This window comes from Neoroseomonas terrae (genome assembly GCF_018129025.1).
GTDB lineage: Bacteria > Pseudomonadota > Alphaproteobacteria > Acetobacterales > Acetobacteraceae > Neoroseomonas > Neoroseomonas terrae.
This window is the reverse complement of sequence record NZ_JAAEDI010000003.1, coordinates 147,768-163,891: the sequence shown is the minus strand read 5'-3', so window position 1 is coordinate 163,891 and position 16,124 is coordinate 147,768. Positions and strand designations below refer to the sequence as shown.

General features: G+C 68.2%; 20 protein-coding genes. 14 read left to right on the top strand and 6 right to left on the bottom strand.

The window, feature by feature from the left end; translation table 11 throughout:
* Positions 1–35: 35 nt before the first annotated feature.
* The 6 genes from GXW78_RS03485 to GXW78_RS03460 form a co-directional block, all read right to left on the bottom strand.
* Positions 36–428, bottom strand: a complete 393-nt coding sequence (locus tag GXW78_RS03485) for a hypothetical protein (protein WP_211866075.1) — start codon at positions 426–428, stop codon at positions 36–38.
* On the bottom strand, positions 425–1,777 hold the full coding sequence (locus GXW78_RS03480) for a recombinase family protein (RefSeq protein ID WP_211866073.1): 1,353 nt from the start codon (positions 1,775–1,777) through the stop codon (positions 425–427). The genes GXW78_RS03485 and GXW78_RS03480 overlap by 4 nt, the downstream gene beginning before the upstream one ends.
* The gene (locus GXW78_RS03475) at positions 1,774–2,292 is read right to left on the bottom strand and encodes a DUF2924 domain-containing protein (RefSeq protein WP_211866071.1); all 519 of its coding nucleotides are present in this window, start codon (positions 2,290–2,292) and stop codon (positions 1,774–1,776) included. The genes GXW78_RS03480 and GXW78_RS03475 overlap by 4 nt, the downstream gene beginning before the upstream one ends.
* A 284-nt stretch (positions 2,293–2,576) precedes the next feature.
* Entirely contained in the window at positions 2,577–3,248 is a 672-nt protein-coding gene (locus GXW78_RS03470; protein ID WP_211866070.1) for a hypothetical protein, read from the bottom strand.
* 10 nt (positions 3,249–3,258) lie between these two features.
* Positions 3,259–3,540, bottom strand: a complete 282-nt coding sequence (locus GXW78_RS03465; protein ID WP_211848865.1) for a helix-turn-helix domain-containing protein — start codon at positions 3,538–3,540, stop codon at positions 3,259–3,261.
* Positions 3,540–4,268 (bottom strand): ImmA/IrrE family metallo-endopeptidase, encoded by a 729-nt coding sequence (locus tag GXW78_RS03460; protein WP_211866069.1) that lies wholly within the window; start codon positions 4,266–4,268, stop codon positions 3,540–3,542. Before GXW78_RS03460 ends, GXW78_RS03465 begins: the two co-directional genes overlap by 1 nt.
* Positions 4,269–4,557: 289 nt before the next feature.
* Here GXW78_RS03460 and GXW78_RS03455 point away from each other — a divergent pair, with 289 nt between their 5' ends.
* The 14 genes from GXW78_RS03455 to GXW78_RS03390 all read left to right on the top strand — a co-directional run bounded on the left by GXW78_RS03455 (position 4,558) and on the right by GXW78_RS03390 (position 15,966).
* Positions 4,558–5,118, top strand: coding sequence for a sigma factor (locus tag GXW78_RS03455; RefSeq protein WP_211866068.1), 561 nt, complete (start codon positions 4,558–4,560; stop codon positions 5,116–5,118).
* Between the two features lie 65 nt (positions 5,119–5,183).
* The gene (locus GXW78_RS03450) at positions 5,184–5,567 is read left to right on the top strand and encodes a hypothetical protein (protein ID WP_211866067.1); all 384 of its coding nucleotides are present in this window, start codon (positions 5,184–5,186) and stop codon (positions 5,565–5,567) included.
* Positions 5,567–6,109 carry a hypothetical protein gene (locus tag GXW78_RS03445; protein WP_211866066.1) on the top strand — a complete coding sequence of 181 codons (543 nt, stop codon included), beginning with the start codon at positions 5,567–5,569 and terminating at the stop codon, positions 6,107–6,109. The genes GXW78_RS03450 and GXW78_RS03445 overlap by 1 nt, the downstream gene beginning before the upstream one ends.
* Entirely contained in the window at positions 6,109–6,948 is an 840-nt protein-coding gene (locus GXW78_RS03440; RefSeq protein WP_211866065.1) for an ATP-binding protein, read from the top strand. Before GXW78_RS03445 ends, GXW78_RS03440 begins: the two co-directional genes overlap by 1 nt.
* 4 nt (positions 6,949–6,952) lie before the next feature.
* Positions 6,953–7,699 carry a hypothetical protein gene (locus GXW78_RS03435; RefSeq protein WP_211866064.1) on the top strand — a complete coding sequence of 249 codons (747 nt, stop codon included), beginning with the start codon at positions 6,953–6,955 and terminating at the stop codon, positions 7,697–7,699.
* Between the two features lie 7 nt (positions 7,700–7,706).
* Positions 7,707–8,162 carry a DUF6511 domain-containing protein gene (locus tag GXW78_RS27775; protein ID WP_246521824.1) on the top strand — a complete coding sequence of 152 codons (456 nt, stop codon included), beginning with the start codon at positions 7,707–7,709 and terminating at the stop codon, positions 8,160–8,162.
* Positions 8,163–8,169: 7 nt separating this feature from the next.
* Entirely contained in the window at positions 8,170–8,943 is a 774-nt protein-coding gene (locus GXW78_RS03425; protein ID WP_211866063.1) for a hypothetical protein, read from the top strand.
* Positions 8,940–9,716, top strand: coding sequence for a hypothetical protein (locus GXW78_RS03420; RefSeq protein ID WP_211866062.1), 777 nt, complete (start codon positions 8,940–8,942; stop codon positions 9,714–9,716). The genes GXW78_RS03425 and GXW78_RS03420 overlap by 4 nt, the downstream gene beginning before the upstream one ends.
* Positions 9,713–11,038, top strand: a complete 1,326-nt coding sequence (locus GXW78_RS03415; protein ID WP_211866061.1) for an ATP-dependent DNA helicase — start codon at positions 9,713–9,715, stop codon at positions 11,036–11,038. The genes GXW78_RS03420 and GXW78_RS03415 overlap by 4 nt, the downstream gene beginning before the upstream one ends.
* Entirely contained in the window at positions 11,035–13,626 is a 2,592-nt protein-coding gene (locus tag GXW78_RS03410; RefSeq protein WP_211866060.1) for a VapE domain-containing protein, read from the top strand. Before GXW78_RS03415 ends, GXW78_RS03410 begins: the two co-directional genes overlap by 4 nt.
* A 493-nt stretch (positions 13,627–14,119) precedes the next feature.
* Positions 14,120–14,647 carry a crossover junction endodeoxyribonuclease RuvC gene (locus GXW78_RS03405; protein ID WP_246521823.1) on the top strand — a complete coding sequence of 176 codons (528 nt, stop codon included), beginning with the start codon at positions 14,120–14,122 and terminating at the stop codon, positions 14,645–14,647.
* A complete protein-coding gene (locus tag GXW78_RS03400; RefSeq protein ID WP_211866057.1) occupies positions 14,644–14,874 on the top strand; it encodes a hypothetical protein in 231 nt (76 codons plus the stop codon). Before GXW78_RS03405 ends, GXW78_RS03400 begins: the two co-directional genes overlap by 4 nt.
* Positions 14,864–15,466 (top strand): DUF6456 domain-containing protein, encoded by a 603-nt coding sequence (locus tag GXW78_RS03395; protein ID WP_211866055.1) that lies wholly within the window; start codon positions 14,864–14,866, stop codon positions 15,464–15,466. The genes GXW78_RS03400 and GXW78_RS03395 overlap by 11 nt, the downstream gene beginning before the upstream one ends.
* The gene (locus GXW78_RS03390; protein WP_211866053.1) at positions 15,463–15,966 is read left to right on the top strand and encodes a Panacea domain-containing protein; all 504 of its coding nucleotides are present in this window, start codon (positions 15,463–15,465) and stop codon (positions 15,964–15,966) included. The genes GXW78_RS03395 and GXW78_RS03390 overlap by 4 nt, the downstream gene beginning before the upstream one ends.
* Positions 15,967–16,124: the final 158 nt, after the last annotated feature.

The following is a 16,124-nucleotide window of genomic DNA, read 5'->3' as shown; positions in this document are numbered from 1 at the left end:
GAATGGGTGGCGTGGAGCGGACGAGCGCGCTGCCGTCAACGTGGCATCAATTGCGCCTGCTGGTGTTCCCAGATTTCAGGAAATGGCTGGAGTAGTTCGGGAAGCGTCGCGGCGCATCTGGCCCTTGCGTCCATCATTTCCTCCACCAACGCGGGCGACAGCAGAGTCAGCCGTAGCAGTGTTCCCAGGTATCCGCGCTCGATCCGCTCCGCCGCCGCCATCTCGCTGATCGAGGCGTACCGCCCATCGTCGAGCAGTCGTTGGTAGCGGAACGCCCGCGCCAGCGCCTTCACCAGCGCCGGGTCCGCGCGCGTCGCGATGGCAGCATCACCGCCCTCTGCTGCCACCGGCGTCACCACCGTCCTCCGCCCCGGCCGACGCCGGATCTTCAGCGGCACCCGCACCGTGATGCTCGTTGCTGCAGTCATGCGGCAGCCCTCAGCGCTTCGGGCGCGATCGCCGTGAGGTCGCGGACCAGGCCGGCCAGCCCCTCAACGCGGAGCCGGATATCGGCGCCGGCGGGCCCGACCACCACCCGCTCCACCAGCGCCCGCACGATCCGCGCATGCTCCGCCGGGAACAACTCCTCCCATAGTGGGTCGAGCCGATGCAGCGCATCGCGAACCTCGCGCTCGGTCAGCTCCGGCGCCTCCTTCCTCGCCGCGAGCCAAGTGCCAACCACGATCTCCGGTTGGCGCAGCAGGGCGCGGACCTGGCTGATCACGGCGCCCTCGATCTGCGCCGCCGACACGCGCCGCACGATGCTGTCGTCCACGATCATGTCCGCCCTCAGCACCCGCTGTGCGACGTAGTAGCAGTAGCGCCGGCCATTCTTCACCGCATGCGTCGGCGACAGCGCCCGCCCATCGATGCCGTAGATCAGCCCTTTCAGCAGCGCGGGCGCGTGCTGCCGGTTCTGCGCGGCCCGAGTTCGTGGGCTCACCTGCAGAATGGCATGCGCCCGGTCCCACAGGTCCCGCGGCACGATGCCCTCGTGCTCGCCGCGGTAAACGTTGCCCTTGTGCGTCACCTCCCCGATGTAGGTCCGCAGGTTCAGCGCCTTGTAGACGTCCCCCTTGTCCAGCAGCTTCCCGGACTTGCTGGTGATGCCCTCGTCCTGCAGGCGGCGGACCGTCTCGACGCCTGAGCCCGTCTCGACGAAGAGTTCGAAGACGCGCCGGACGCGGGGCGCCTCCGCATCGTTGATGATCAGCTTCCGGTTGGCGACATCATACCCGAGCGGCACCTTTCCGCCCATCCACATGCCGCGCGCCTTCGACGCCGCCACCTTGTCTCGGATGCGCTCCCCGATCACCTCGCGTTCGAACTGGGCAAAGCTGAGCAGGATGTTCAGCGTCAGCCGCCCCATGCTGGTGGTGGTATTAAACGACTGCGTGACGGAAACGAACGTGACGCCGTGCGCCTCCATCGTCTCGACCAGCTTGGCGAAGTCCATCAGCGATCGGGACAGCCGGTCGATCTTGTAGACCACGATGACGTCGACCAGCCCTTGCTCGATGTCGGCCAGCAGGCGCCTCAGCGCCGGGCGTTCTAGGGTGCCGCCGGAGAACCCGCCATCGTCATAGCGGTCCCTGACTAAGGTCCAGCCCTCGGCGCGCTGGCTGGCGACATACGCCTCGCACGCCTCGCGCTGCGCATCGAGCGTGTTGAACTCCTTGTCGAGCCCCTCGTCCGTGCTCTTGCGCGTGTAGACCGCGCAGCGGAGCTTTCTTGTGGTCGCCGGCATCACGTCGCCGGCAGATGCCTTCCGCCTCATGCGCTACCGCCTGGCTGGCGCAGCCCGAAGAATGCCCAGCCGTTCCAGCGCGTGCCGGTGATGTGGCGCGCGATGGCAGAGAGCGAGCGATACGGCCGCCCCTCATACTCGAAGTCGTCCGCTCGGACGGTGACGACATGCTGCGCGCCGTCATGCTCGCGAAGCAGTCGCGTTCCCGGCAGCGGCCGGCTGTCGGCGCGGATACGCCGCAGCACGACATTGCCGCCGTCCAGTTGCTCTCCAAGCGCCTCGAGCCGGGCCCGCGTCTCCGGCTTCAGCCCGCCATAGGCGAGTTCCTGGATGCGATAGGCGAGCCGGCTGGTGATGTAGCTGCGGCTGAACGGCGGCGGCTCCTTCCCGAACAGTTCCCGCCATTGCTGCTTCAGCTGCGCGATCGGCGCCGACTTCAGGGCGGCCAGCCGCGGTAGCACCTGAGCGGGCGGCATCTTCGGAATGGAGGGCGCCGGCGACGCAGAATCCTGCTGCTTCGCCTTCGTGGTTGATCGTCTGGTCATGCGGCTCCCTTTCTCCTGGGATTCGCATGACGGCGCTGCCGGGCGGTGGAGTGTAGGCGAACGTCTCCGCGAGCCTCGACCTGCGCGGCATCACGGGCGAGATCCTCGGCAGCGCGGCTGCGCAGCCGCAGGATGCCGCGCGCAAGCAGGTCACAGACCTCACGAAGGTGGGGTGCAAGGTGATGATTGATCGGTGTGGGGGGCATGGCGATCCACAATCGTCCTGCCCCTTATCTACGGATCTGCGCGGCATCGTTCTCACGGCATCGCGCAGGACATGATGATCAAGCGGCGCGCTTCTTCGCTTCCGGTCCGAACATCGCCCACACATCGCGAAGGCGGCGCTTCAAGGTGCTGTCATCGGGCACCTTGAGCCCCTTGGACGCGAACCAGGTCTGCATGTGGCGGATCAGGGCTGCCTGGGACTCCGGCACCCCTTCGAAATAGAACAGCCGGCACGCTTCCAGCCTTGCGGCATCCCAATCATGGGTCGGTTGCACCCCTCGGCGAGAACGGGCAGGTGCATCCGCCTCCGCCTCGTGATCGCCGTCCTGCGCTTCGAGACGACGCCATTCTTCACGGCGCACCCCAAGCTCGTCGCGCGTTACCAGCAGGCCCTCCTGATCCGGATTGCCGGTTTCGATGCTCGTATACCCAGCACCTTCTGTCGGGAGCGCGTGCACAACACCGGTGCCGTTGCGCAAGATGGTCCATCCATCGACGGGGTAGAGATCGACGAGGCCATTCAGCATGCGATAGCCGGCCGGAATCCTGAACCCATGGCCATCACCGTCCTCCTCCCAGTCGCCGATTTCCACGCGCAGGCCAGCAACCGGGACACTGAGCCGTAGTTGCCCCTCGGCCGCCATGACCCCCATGTCGACGAGCGACAGACCGAAATGAGCGCCGACGTCGTCGATGCTGAAGAAGCGTTTGTGTTTGGGCCGCGTCGCCATGTCAGATTCCTCAGCCAGCGGCGAATGGGCGCATCCGCCGATAGGCGAGCACCACCTTGCCGATGTCCCGTCGCATATCGGGCGGCAGGCGCTGCGCCTCCACGAACAGGTCGTCGAGCTGGATCCCGAGGATCGCCGCGGCGCGCTGCACGAGTTCGTCGCTGGGTGGTTTCTCGATCTCCCGTTCAACGCGCGACCAGTAGCCGGGCGAGATGCCCATCCGCTCCGCCATGTCATTGAGCCCGATGCGCAACTCGGTGCGCCGGGCGCGAACCGCTGCCCCAAACGCCATCACACCTCTCCCTGGATAAGGCCGTAGCGCGCCAGGCGCACGGCAATGAACCGTTCTGACACGCCGAAATCCCCGGCAAGCGCCGCCATGACGCCGGCGACGGCGTCGGGTGCGTTGCCGGAGGCAAGGATGGGGCTGCCCGGCCGGCCCTGATGTGGTCCGCGCGCCAAACGCAGCCCCTCGCCACGGGCATGGGCCAGCAACCGCGTGTGCAGCGGCACCGGCGGCGCCAACAACGCCCCCATGAACGCATTCGCCCGCCCCTCAGCACCACGGCCTACGCGATCGAGCGCCTGCGGCGAGCTGGCAACGGCGCGATAGCGCCGCGGACCACCTTCTAGCGCGGCCGGCACGTCGAACAGCAGATGCCCAAGCTCATGCGCGGCGGTGCTAAGCGCGAGATCTGGCCGATGGACGGTCATCGGCCCATTGACCGCCAGAAAGGCCCAACCCGGCTCGTCAGGATCGGTGTCGCACAGGCCGAGCACCGGCCGGCCAATCTCGTCCTGCAGCGCGCCCGCAATGTCCCAGGACACCAGCAGCCGGCGCCCGTTCACGGCAACGTTTCGACTGGCATCCACCAACGCGGCGAGAGATAGCGCCAGCTCGCTCGGCTCGCGCGGGATCTGCTGGCGCACCTGCCCGGCGACCGCCCGGATGGCGGCCACGGTGAGCGAGCGTGGCGCCGCGCTCCCCGGTCGGCAGGCATAGTCGATCATCAGCGTCATAGGAGTGCGGTCCTCGGGAAGCCACGTTTCGGCAACGCGTGTGTTCACTTTACGTTCCTTACTCGGGTGACGTCCAGCAGTCGTTTGCCGGGGTGGTGCGCAAATCGGAATTCGGCACCTCGGGAGCGCCAGGAGGCGTCGGCGCGCACCTAAGTCATTGAAACAACGTTGGTGCGGAAATCGTTCGGGGGCATTTCCGCCCCATTCGGCACCTTTCCACCCTCGTCGCACCGGGGAACGCCGTGCTGGCTTGAGGTCGTCGCAGCCGCCTCATCCAAGGATCCGCACCGTGCCCGAGCAACAGTCCCGAGAGGCAGAGAATCCCCAGAACTGGGACAATGATCGTATCCGGGTGGCGCTGGCATCCGCCCGTCACCATGCCGGCCGCTTCTCCCGGCACCGGCGCTTGAGTCGGGTGGATCGGGAGGACCTGACCCAGGACATCCTGCTCGCCATCGTCGAGGCGTCCGACCGCTACGATGCGCGGCGGGCTTCCTGGTCGACCTTTGTCAGCCTGCTCGCCCAGCACGTGGTCATCGACCGTGCGCGGGCGCCGGCCTCGATCGACACCGTTCCGCTCGACGGCAACGACGGCCACGGCATCGCCAGCACGCTCCCGGCAGCCTGGTTCGATCCCGACCTGCCGATCGCGCTGCGCAGCGCCGCCATCGAACTGCCGGGGGCTTCGCGGACGCTGCTCGACCTGATCGTCGCGCATCGCGACGTGGTCGATGCGCGCGACGCGAGCGGCGTGTCGTCGGCGACCTTCTATCGCGCTCTTGCCGATCTCCGCTGCTGGCTCCGTGCGGCAGGCGCGCATCCCTCCGCCTTCACCGCGTCGAGGCCGTGAGAACGGATTCTCGCTGATCCGTATGAAACCAGATGACGACCTTGCGTGAGAGGGAGAGCCGACCGGTGCGCTTCACACCCCCAGAGATGCTGTCGACCGAGATCCTGCTGAACTTGGAGGATCTGCTCGACGTCGTGCTGACCGAGAACGGCCTGTGCGATCGCTTCGCCGACGCGGCGCCCGGCGATGCCATCGTCTATCACATCGGCCTGCTCGCCCGCGATCGCGACAGGATCACCTCAGACCTGCCGCCTGACCGGCGCGCTGATCTCGAAGCGGTTGCACGCCGCGTCTGGGCGATGGCGGAGACTGGCCTTGGGCACCTCGTGCAGCGCCGGATCGCTGAAGGTCGCTGCGCCTATCTGTTGATCGTCCGGCCGCGGCCGCTGAGTGCCCGCAGCGCCGCCGGATACGCGCTGGCCGACCTGCTCGGTCGGGAGGCGGCGTGATGGACGCCTCGCGCCGCAACCACCCGACGATCGACGACATGCGCCTGCTGCCCATCGGCCAGGTCATTGACCTACCGGCGGAGCATCTCGCCCTCCTGCAGGAGGAGGCGCGGTCTCGCCTCGACATCGCCAAGCGCGCACTCGACTGGATCGAGGGTGCCATTGCCATGCGCTACGAGCAGCGCGCCATCGGTGCCCGCGCCGCGGCCGGCAAGGACACCGGCACGGTGCGCTTCATGGACGGCACGGTCGAGATCGCCGCCGACCTTCCTAAGAAAGTCGAGTGGGATCAGCGTCGGCTCGCCGCGCTCACCGAGCAGATCCGTACCGGCGGCGAGGATCCCGGTGAGTATGTCGAGGTCAGCTTCAAGGTGGCAGAGCGCGCCTACGCCGCCTGGCCAGAGCGCATTCGCGCGGCCTTCGAGCCGGCGCGCACGGTCCGCACCGGCCGCGCCACCTATCGCTTGACCATCCTGTCTGAGACCGCGCTGCGCGACAGCCCGCACGCCGGCGGCGTCATCCCGATGCAGGGAGGCCGCTGATGGCACTCCGCATCGTCACGGCCGACGAGCGCCTGTCGAGCGCCGTCAACAAGACCACCCTGGCGCTGTTCGGGCCCAGCGGCGTGGGCAAGACCACGCAGGTCAAAACGATGCCCGCCGAGAAGGCCATCTGCATCGATCTCGAGGCCGGCCTCAAGTCGGTGCAGGACTGGCGCGGCGACAGCATCCCCGTCCGCTGCTTCGAAGATGCGATCGACATCGCCTGCTTGGTCGGCGGTGTGAATCCGGCAGCCGATCCGACCGGGTTCTTTTCCGAAGGCCACTATCAGCATCTCGCCGCGGCGCATCCCGACCTGGTGCGGCTGATCGCCAGCAAGTCCATCGTGTTCCTGGACAGCATCACCGACCTCACACGGCAGGCCATGGCCTGGGCCAAGACGCGGCCCGAAGCCTTCTCGGAAAAGACCGGCAAACCGGACACCCGTGGCGCCTATGGCTTGATGGCGCGCGAGGTGATCGGCCTGCTGAAGCACCTGCAGCACGCGCCAGGCAAGACCACGATCATGGTCGGCATCCTGGAGAAGGTGACCGACGAGTTCGGCAAGGTCACCTGGCAGCCGCAGATGGAAGGCGGCAAGGCCGCGCGGGAACTGCCGGGCATCGTCGATCAGGTCGTCACCATGGGGCTGTTCAGTCGCGAAGGCGACGCCTGGCGATACGACCCGGAGCGCGGAACCGAGCGTCGCCTTGTCTGCCGCGCCGGCAATAGCTTCGGCCTGCCCGCGCAGGACCGCTCCGGCCGTCTCGACGAGACCGAGCCTGCGGACCTCGCCGCCCTGCTTCGCAAGATCAACGCCACCAGCACCAACCAGGGATGATGACATGACTTATGACATGAACGATGCCGAACTGCCGCGCGGCTCCGACCTCATCCCGGACGGCAGCTTCGTGAAGGTCATCATGCATCTTCGCAAGGGAGGGCTGGATGGCCAGGGCGAGGCCGACCGCGGCCTGCTCAAGGCGACCAAAACGCAGGGCAGCGACGTGAAGATGCTGGACTGCGAGTTCACGGTGGTGGTCGGGCCGCACATCCGCCGGAAGTTCTGGCAGACCTTCACCGTCGTCGGCGGGAAGCTCGACGAGCAGGGCGTGTCGATCGGCTGGAAGATCTCGAAGGGCATCTTCCGAGCGATGATTGACAGCGCGCTCGGCCTCGATCCGCAGGATATGAGCGAGGCGGCGAAGGCCAAGCGCATGCTGCGCGGCCTGTCCGACCTGCACGGCATCACCTTCGCGGCCAAGGTGCGCGTCGAGCCCGCGAATGACCCGCGTTACGCCGACAGCAACCGGCTGGACCGTGTCGTGCTGCCGGGCGAGCCGGAATACGCCAAGGTCATGGCTGGCGAAGGCGTCGCCGCCGCGCCCAGCAACCGCCCGGCGCGTCCGCCCGCTGCCGCTGCGGCCACGCCGCCGGCCTGGTCGGGCCAGGCTGCCACCGCACCCGCGGCTCCGGCGCCCCGCATGTGGGAACGACCGGCCGGCACCAGCCCCACCCCCGCCGCGCTGCAGCCCCCGCCCGCCCCGGCGCCGGCGTCGGCGGCCGGCGGTCCGGCCTGGCTGAACGGGTGATGCACCGATGGTTCGTCGCCGCTGGACGCGGCCGACGCAGCCGCGTGCTGCGGCGCAGTCCCTGCCACCGCCGCGCGGCTGCTCGCCCGAGGATCAGGTCCGTCGCCTCACCTGCGCGCTCTGCGGCCGGGAGGCGAAGGGCTTCGGCTACGTCCATCAGCTTCGTTGGGGCGAATTCCCGCATCACCGCTTTTGCTCGATGCGGTGCTGCGAGGCCGGTGGCACGCTGGGCCGGAGGTCCAATGGCGTGATCGACAAAACTCAGATGGAGGAGCGCGCGGTGAAGGACGCGCGTCGTCCACTCGCCGAAGTGCTGGTGGAGCTGAACCTGATGGCGCCGTTCCACGACCGCAGCGCGGCGGAGATCGACCGCATCATCGAGGCCTGCATCGACGGCTTCCAGGCGTCCATGCAGCGCCAGGCCACCGAGCGGGATCCGCTCGACGACCCGATTCCATTTTAGGGGACCCATGCTCGTCGATCTCAATCACCAATCCGGTCTGGTCTATGGACGCGCCGCGCACGGTGTGGCCGACACCACGCCTCGCATCAATGCGCATGTCGATGCCGCACTGGTGGCGCGCAACCAGCGGCAGCGTCCGCGCGACTATCTCGGCGGCAGCCGCATCGGCGAGGCCTGCGCCCGAAAGCTGGTCTATGAGGTCATGCACGCACCGAAGGATCCGGAGCGCGACTTCGACGGCGGCATCCTGCGCATCTTCGACGCGGGCCATCAGTTCGAGGCGCTGTCGATCCGCTGGCTGAAGCAGGCAGGCTTCGAGCTATGGGATCGCGGCTCCGATGGCGAGCAGTTCGGCTTTGCTGCCGCGGGCGGGAAGCTGCGCGGCCACGCCGACGGCGTCATCGTCGCCGGGCCCGATATCGGCATTCGCTGGCCCAGCCTCTGGGAGCACAAGGCGCTCGGCCAAAAATCCTGGACCGACCTGGTCAAGCGCGGCCTGCGCCTGTCCAAGCCGATCTACTTCGCCCAGCTGCAGCTCTACATGGCCTATCTCGAGCTCGAGGTGGCGCTGCTCACCGCGCTGAACCGCGACACGCTCGCCCTGCACCACGAGGCGGTGCCCTTCGACGCAGCCGAGGCGCAGCGCCTGTCCGATCGGGCGGTCGACATCCTGCACGCGGCTGAGTCCGGCGAATTGCCGCCGCGGATCGCGGCTCACGCCGATTTCTATCTCTGCCGCTTCTGCCCGTACGCGGCCCGCTGCTGGGAGGCCAACCCATGAGGTCACCTTCGCCATTTCCGCCAGTGCCGCTGGCCTACGCGCTCAAGCGCCACATTCATCGTTACGCGAACCGCTTCTGGTGTCCCGTCGATGCATCCGGCGTCCTCAGCGCGCCGGTCTACCTCTTTCCCGACCAGACCAGCTTTGACTCGGACGAGGTCCAGCTGCTGTCGCAGACCATCATGGCCGGCCCGCTGCGGCTGCCTCACGAGCGTGTGCTGTTCGAGGTCACCGAACAGCTCCATCCCGGCGCATCTCTTGTTGCCTACGCGGTCGGGACCGAGCAGGGCGTCGATGCATTCCTCTTTCGCTTCGACACCCGTCGCAAGCTCTGGACCGACGTCTTGGCTCGGGCCAGCTTCCTGCCCGACGGCGTCGCGGACGTCGAAGCGCATCCGACCCTCGTCGATCCGGCAGAGCACACTCCATACTTTCAGGCGCTCACCGGCATGGTCTGGCGTGCGCTTGGCCTGCTGTCGGTCGGCACCCAGCTCCGGGAACACGTGGTGTCGCCGCTGCGGCGCGCTTCGCTCGCCAAGCACGGTGTCCGCGGATGGACCTACCGCATCGCCGAAATCGACACGACGAAGGTTGCGGCCGAAGTCGCGCTTCGCGGCGGAACACACGCTTCGCCGCGCTGGCACATTCGCCGTGGGCACTGGCGCACGCTCGCCGACGGGCGGCGCGTGTTCGTCCGCGAATGCGAGGTCGGCGATCAGTCGCGCGGGGCTGTCGTGAAGGACTACCGCATGGAACTGGGAAGTGCAGCATGAGCGGCGACATCACGCCCTCCGACACTCAGCACCGCGCCATCAGCGCGATCCGGGCGTGGTTCGAGCACGGCACCGAGCAGCAGCAGGTGTTCCGGCTGTTCGGCTTCGCCGGCACGGGCAAATCGACCGTGCTGAAGTTCGCACTGGGTGAGATCGGCCTCGAGCCGCATCGCGCCGGCGGTGATGGCGAGGGCTGCGTGCCCGGTGTCGTCACAGCCACCTTCACCGGCAAGGCTGCGCTGGTCCTGCGCCGCAAGGGCACGCCCGCACGCACCATCCACAGCCTGATCTACAGCGTCATCGAGGCGACCGAGGAGGAAGTCGAGGCGGCCGAAAAGAAGATCACCGAGGCGATGGCCAGCGCGCGGCAGCTCTCGGGCTTCGATCGCACCACCGCCGAGGCGACCATCGAGGCGATGCGCCAGGCCGTCTCTGAGATGAAGCGGCCCCGCTTCGCGCTGAACCCGAAAAGCGACGCGGCGCATGCGCGGCTCATCGTGCTGGATGAAGTGTCGATGGTCGGCGAGGACATGGCGCGCGACCTCATGAGCTTCGGCAAGCCGATCCTGGTCCTCGGCGATCCAGGTCAGTTGCCCCCCATCCAGGGCGAGGGCGCCTTCACCAAGGACGCGCCCAACATCATGCTCACCGAAATCCACCGCCAGGCCGCGGAGAGCGCCATCATCCGCCTCGCCACCATGGCCCGCGAGGGCATGGCGATCGGCTTCGGCCAATACGACACCCACGTCTGGAAGATGCGCAAATCCGACGTGACGCCGGAGCAGGCGCTGCGCGGTGGGCAGGTCATCTGCGGCATGAACGCGACGCGCCTGCAGCTGAACAACGCCATGCGCCAGGCCGCCGGCTTCGGGCCAGGCTGGCTGCCGACCGGCCCGGCCGAGAAGATCGTCTGCCTGAGGAACCAGAACGACCTCGGGCTGATCAACGGGATGTTCCTCTCGCTCGACGCCGTCGTCGATGAGGGGACCCACTACTTCTCGGCGGTGGTGACCGACGAGGACGGCAATCGCATCGGGCCGCCGCAGCAGGACGGCAGCCGCGGCCGGCTGCGCATCTACAAGGGGCACTTCGAGGACCACATCGCCTTCGACAAGCAGCGCCATGACCGCGACTGGAAGACCAAGCGTGCACTGACCGAAGCGACCTTCGGCTGGGCCATCACCGGCCATAAGAGCCAGGGGTCGCAGTGGGAGAACGTGGTGGTCTGGGACGATGGTCTCGGCCGCACGGAGCTGGATCGGCGCCGCTGGCTCTACACCACCATCACCCGCGCCGAGCAGGGGCTCGTGATCCTGGCATGAACGCCGAGCCGCATCCCACCATCACCGCATCCGCCCGCATCGACCTCAACGATGCCGGGCTCGTGCTACCGGTTCGGCACGACCTGGCCGAGGTGCGCCGCAGGCTGGCTGACACAGCGCGGGACTGGCTGCCTGCGCTGTTCCCGCAAGCGGTCCGCGCCCCCGACCGGAAGACGCTGCGCTGCGCCGACCTGTCCGGCCGCCGCCCCCGTGGCGAGGGATCCTGCGTTCTGCACCTCGACGGTCGCTTCGCGGGATGGGGCTTCGACCATGCCACCGGCGAGAGCGCCGGGCCGATCGATATGGTCTATCACGGGACGGGGCTGACGGAGGCGCGGCTCTTCGCGGAGGCCGCGCGGCTTGCCCAGATGGAGCAGCCGGCGCCCAATCCACGGCCGCAGGAGCCGAGGCCGGACCATAGCCGCGAGGTGGCGCGCCTGCTGGAGGGCTGCCAGCCACTCGCCGGCACGGTGGCCGAGACCTATCTGCGCGGCCGCGGGCTGGAGGTGCCGGACAGCCCCGACCTGCTGTTCCACCCGGACCTTGCTGACTTCGAGACGAAGCGTGGCTGGGCCGGGATCGTGGCAATCGTCCGCGATGGCGCCGGGGAGGCCACCGGCGGCATTCACCGCACCTACCTACTGGATGACGGCTCGGCGAAGGCGCCGCCGGGGAAGAAGATGCTCGGGCCCATAGCCGGCGGCGCGGTGCGCCTGGCGCCGCTCCCCGATGACGGCCGTATCGGCGTGGCCGAGGGCATCGAGACCGCCCTCGCAGCGCAGACCGTCTTCGGCGTGCCGACCATGGCGGCGCTCTCCGCGGATGGGCTGCGGCGCTGGCAGTGGCCCGCCGGCACCGCCCACGTCACGATCTTCGCCGACGCCGGACTTCCCGGCATGCAGGCCGCGGCCACGCTTGCGGACCAGCTGAACCTCGCCAACATCCCCTCCCGCATCATCGCGCCGCTGCATGGCGACGACTTCAACGACGACCTCCGGCATGGCGTGACCGCTGCGGACTATGCCGAGGCCCACGTGGCGGGCGAGCAGATCCCGCCACCTGCCACCGTCGAGGAGTTGCTGGCGGCCGCGGCCACGCTCACCAACCCGCCCGAGATGGGGCCGCTGTCGCAGCTGCTGGGGCGCCTCGTTACCCTGCGCCTCGAGCCACTGCCGGAGCGACAGGTCCTCGGCGCCATCAAATCCGCGACCGGTATCGCCGTCTCCATCCTGGAGAAACAGCTCGGGGAACTGCGGCGCCGCTTCAACACCACGGGCGATGTGAACCAGGCGCCCATCCGTCCCCGCTGGGCCTCCCTGCTGCGCCTCGACCCGGGCGGCACGCCGGAGCGAAACGAGGCCAACGTGATCACCGCGCTCTCTCTCGACGCAGCCTTCGCGGGTGCGCTGGTGTTCGACGAATTCGCGCAGGAGATCCTGGTCACTCGCGCCCTGCCATGGGAACCGGTCGGCAGCACCCTGCCGCGGGCCTGGGGTGATGCGGACGATGTCCGCTGCGCGGAATGGCTGCAGCGGCACGAGATCAACGTTCCCCCCGTCGTGGTCGGCCGCAGCGTCGTGGCCGTCGCCCGCAATATCCGCATCCACCCGGTACGGGACTATCTCACCGCGCTCGCATGGGACGGCACGCCGCGGCTCGACGCATGGGCCGTGACCTATCTCGGCGCCGCCGATACGACGCTGAACCGGGCCATGGCCTCACTGTGGATGATCTCTGCCGTCGCGCGCATCATGCGGCCCGGCGCGAAGGCCGACCACATGCTGATCCTGGAGGGGCCGCAGGGCATCCGGAAATCCACGGCGCTGAGGATGCTCGCCTCCGATGCCTGGTTCACGGACGAACTGGCGGAGATCGGCTCGAAGGACGCCGCGCAGCAGATGCGCGGCGTGTGGATCATCGAGATGGCCGAGCTCGATGCCATCGGCAGGGCCGAGGTGTCGCGCATCAAGGCCTTCCTCACCCGCACCGCCGATCGCTATCGACCACCCTACGAGCGTTACGTCGTCACCGTGCCGCGGCAATGCGTCTTCGCCGGCAGCGTCAATCCCGACACCTATCTGCGCGACGAGACCGGCAATCGACGCTTCTGGCCGCTCCGATGCGGGGAGATCGATCTCGACGGGCTGCGTCGTGGCCGCGACCAGCTGTGGGCCGAGGCCGTCGCCCGCTTCAATGCTGGGGCGCCGTGGTGGCTGGAGGATCGCGACCTCATCGTCTCCGCCACCGCCGAGCAGGAGGCGCGCTACGAGCCGGATGCATGGGACGCGCTGATCGAGCGCTGGCTGGTCTCCGAGCGGCGCAGCGTGAATGTCGGCTTCGGCAGCTATGACGACTGGCAGGACCGCCACGTCCCTCGCCCGAAGCCGTTGACCGATGTCTCCGTCGGCGAGGTGCTGGAGCAGGCGCTCAGCATCGAGCCCGCGAAGTGGACCCGGGCAGACCAGATGCGGGTTTCGAGCTTCCTGAAGGCCAGGAAGTGGGAGCGCTACAAGGCCAGCGTGCCCGATAAGGATGGCGGCACACGGGAGTGGCGATATCGGGCTCCTCGCCCGGGCGGCAGCGCGTGATGGCCACTGCCGCGCTCACGTCCCAACGCCCCCGCCACGTCCCAACCCATGCGCTGAGGTTGGGTCAGGCGAAATCGACTGCAACTCAGTCACTTGCTGACCGGTGTCCCAACGTCCCAACCGTCCCAACGGGTCTGAAACCTAGATGCGGAAGGTCCGGGTCGGGCCGGACATACATTCCCATTATAGGTTTAGGGGAGGTCGCCCCGGGTTGGGACGTTGGGACGTGCGCACCTAAAGCGCTGATTAGGCGCACAATTTGCCCCGTGGCGCCCTCCCTCCGTTGGACCAGGTCGGGCCACCGGATGGGACAGCGCCTCAGGTCAGCCTCCGCGAAAGGGTGTGGGCAGCGTCCGCCTGCCACCGGACCGCCCAGGCAGCAGCCGACTGAAAGCCGGGCAGCGACGGCGTGCTCCGCCAAGAACCGCGCCGTCGCCGCCCTCACCGCGATCATCCCCTCTCGGAGACCATCATGGCTCTTGCGACTCTCCCCATGCCCGGCGCGCATGCAAGCGGTCCGCCCATCGCGCTCCCGCCATCGATCAGCCTGGCGCACCATGCCGTGCTCGCCCTGGATCTCGGCACCACCACCGGCTGGGCGCTGCAGTCGCGCGACGGTGGCATCACCTCCGGCACCATCACCTTCAAGCCAACCCGCTTCGAGGGTGGGGGCATGCGCTTCCTGCGCTTCCGCGGATGGCTGGCTGAGGTCGCCGCCTTGTCCGGCGGTATGGCGCGGATCGTGTTCGAGGAAGTCCGTGCGCATGCAGGCACCGATGCGGCGCACATCTACGGCGGCTTCCTCGGCGTGCTGACCGCATGGTGCGAGGAGCACGGCGTCCCCTACGAGGGCGTTCCGGTCGGCACCATCAAGCGCTACGCCACCGGCAAGGGCAATGCCGACAAGGCGGCGATGATCGCGGCGATGAGGGCCCGCGGCTTCGCCCCGGCTGACGACAACGAGGCAGACGCGATCGCTCTGCTGCTCTGGGCGACCGAGCCCACGGGAGGCCGCGCATGAGCATGCACGGTGCACCGCTGGCGCCCCGCTCCTGCCTCAACCGCGGCACGCGCAGCCCGACCAGCGACACGGAGGTCAACGCCATGCGCGCCGCCGCGTGGCATCGGCACGGTGTGGCGGCCATTCCTGTGGACGACGTCCTGGATCCCTGGCTGCGCCAGGCGATCACGAACGAGGCCAACCGGCGCTGGGGCCGACGCAACGGGGAGAACCACCATGGCCGGTAAGCGCAGGACCAGAGCCGCGAAGCCGAAGGGCGAGGATCTGGCAATGCCCTCGAAGTGGCGGCTGCAGCACGGGCCGGTGGGGGAGCCGATGCGCGAGGCCGATCCCGAGACTGGCCTGCCGGTGGTGCACCGCCGCACGGTCGACACCCTCGGCCAGATGCTCGCCAACGGCACCATCACGCAGGAGATGCACGACGCCGGCACCGTGTTCCGGCGGCAGTTCCGTGTTGCGGCGCTCGACCAGCTGCGTGCGATGCCACTGATCCGCGTTCCCGGTGGCTCTGGCGATTCCCTCACCGATCGCCAGGTCGCGGCACGCGAGCAGGTCGCGCACGCCATCACGGCGCTGGGCGGCTTTGAGAGCGCGGCCGGCTCCTGTGCCTGGCACGTCATCGGCCTTGAGCGCTCCGTGCGCGAGTGGGCGCTGCGTCAGGGCTGGGGCGGGCGCAACGTTGGGCATGCCCAGGCGCAGGGCATGCTCGTCGCCGCGCTCGGCGTCTTAGCGTGGCACTATGGGCTTGACAAAGGGAGGGCGGGAGCGGCCAACCGCCCCAACGCAGATCCTGGGACCGAGAGAGGGAGGCATCCGTGACGTACGACGCGCGCGCGATAGCAAATGCCCTTCTCGACCTAGCGAGCGAGCGGGGCATCCCGCTCACCCACATGGCTGTCCATAAGATCATTTACTACGCGCACGGCTGGTACTTTGCCCGGCATGGAAAGCCGCTGGTGCGCCAGGAGTTCGAGGCGTGGAAGGACGGACCCGTGCTCCGACTCGTGTGGGAGTCCCTGCGGGAAGCCGGGGCCAAGCCGGTGACAGAGCGCGCGACTCGCCTCGACCCGATTTTTCAGGTTCGGGAGATCGTCAAGCCTAATCTGGACACCGATGACCAGCGCTTCCTCGGCGACATCCTGTCCGCCTACGGACACATACACGCATTCGAATTGTCGGAGATGACGCACGCCCCCGGTGGCCCATGGGACGCTGTCTGGAATGCGCCGAATCGCAAGGTTACGCTCGGCATGCGGATTCCCCACGATGCCATTCGGAAGCACTTCCAAAGGGTGGCCGCCTCCCATCAGAACGCTTGAAGCGAATCGCGCGTCAAGTGCATCTCCGTTCCACCTCGTTGGTATTTCGGGATGAACTTGCGCGACGGCGGCGGCTCTGTGCTAAGGCATGATACATGCAGCGATTCCCCGTCCCCCCAGCGCACGATTTGGTCCGGCTCCCCCGCACCTCGCCGACG

What these genes read in the sequence shown, in the direction of transcription:
- GXW78_RS03400 (WP_211866057.1), top strand. Translation starts at nt 14,644, where the DNA reads ATGAGCATGCACGGTGCACCGCTGGCGCCCCGCTCCTGCCTCAACCGC.
- GXW78_RS03470 (WP_211866070.1), bottom strand. Translation starts at nt 3,248, where the DNA reads ATGGCGACGCGGCCCAAACACAAACGCTTCTTCAGCATCGACGACGTC.
- GXW78_RS27775 (WP_246521824.1), top strand. Translation starts at nt 7,707, where the DNA reads ATGGTTCGTCGCCGCTGGACGCGGCCGACGCAGCCGCGTGCTGCGGCG.
- GXW78_RS03485 (WP_211866075.1), bottom strand. Translation starts at nt 428, where the DNA reads ATGACTGCAGCAACGAGCATCACGGTGCGGGTGCCGCTGAAGATCCGG.
- GXW78_RS03440 (WP_211866065.1), top strand. Translation starts at nt 6,109, where the DNA reads ATGGCACTCCGCATCGTCACGGCCGACGAGCGCCTGTCGAGCGCCGTC.
- GXW78_RS03465 (WP_211848865.1), bottom strand. Translation starts at nt 3,540, where the DNA reads ATGGCGTTTGGGGCAGCGGTTCGCGCCCGGCGCACCGAGTTGCGCATC.
- GXW78_RS03420 (WP_211866062.1), top strand. Translation starts at nt 8,940, where the DNA reads ATGAGGTCACCTTCGCCATTTCCGCCAGTGCCGCTGGCCTACGCGCTC.
- GXW78_RS03435 (WP_211866064.1), top strand. Translation starts at nt 6,953, where the DNA reads ATGACTTATGACATGAACGATGCCGAACTGCCGCGCGGCTCCGACCTC.
- GXW78_RS03405 (WP_246521823.1), top strand. Translation starts at nt 14,120, where the DNA reads ATGCCCGGCGCGCATGCAAGCGGTCCGCCCATCGCGCTCCCGCCATCG.
- GXW78_RS03395 (WP_211866055.1), top strand. Translation starts at nt 14,864, where the DNA reads ATGGCCGGTAAGCGCAGGACCAGAGCCGCGAAGCCGAAGGGCGAGGAT.
- GXW78_RS03425 (WP_211866063.1), top strand. Translation starts at nt 8,170, where the DNA reads ATGCTCGTCGATCTCAATCACCAATCCGGTCTGGTCTATGGACGCGCC.
- GXW78_RS03415 (WP_211866061.1), top strand. Translation starts at nt 9,713, where the DNA reads ATGAGCGGCGACATCACGCCCTCCGACACTCAGCACCGCGCCATCAGC.
- GXW78_RS03480 (WP_211866073.1), bottom strand. Translation starts at nt 1,777, where the DNA reads ATGAGGCGGAAGGCATCTGCCGGCGACGTGATGCCGGCGACCACAAGA.
- GXW78_RS03445 (WP_211866066.1), top strand. Translation starts at nt 5,567, where the DNA reads ATGGACGCCTCGCGCCGCAACCACCCGACGATCGACGACATGCGCCTG.
- GXW78_RS03410 (WP_211866060.1), top strand. Translation starts at nt 11,035, where the DNA reads ATGAACGCCGAGCCGCATCCCACCATCACCGCATCCGCCCGCATCGAC.
- GXW78_RS03475 (WP_211866071.1), bottom strand. Translation starts at nt 2,292, where the DNA reads ATGACCAGACGATCAACCACGAAGGCGAAGCAGCAGGATTCTGCGTCG.
- GXW78_RS03460 (WP_211866069.1), bottom strand. Translation starts at nt 4,268, where the DNA reads ATGACGCTGATGATCGACTATGCCTGCCGACCGGGGAGCGCGGCGCCA.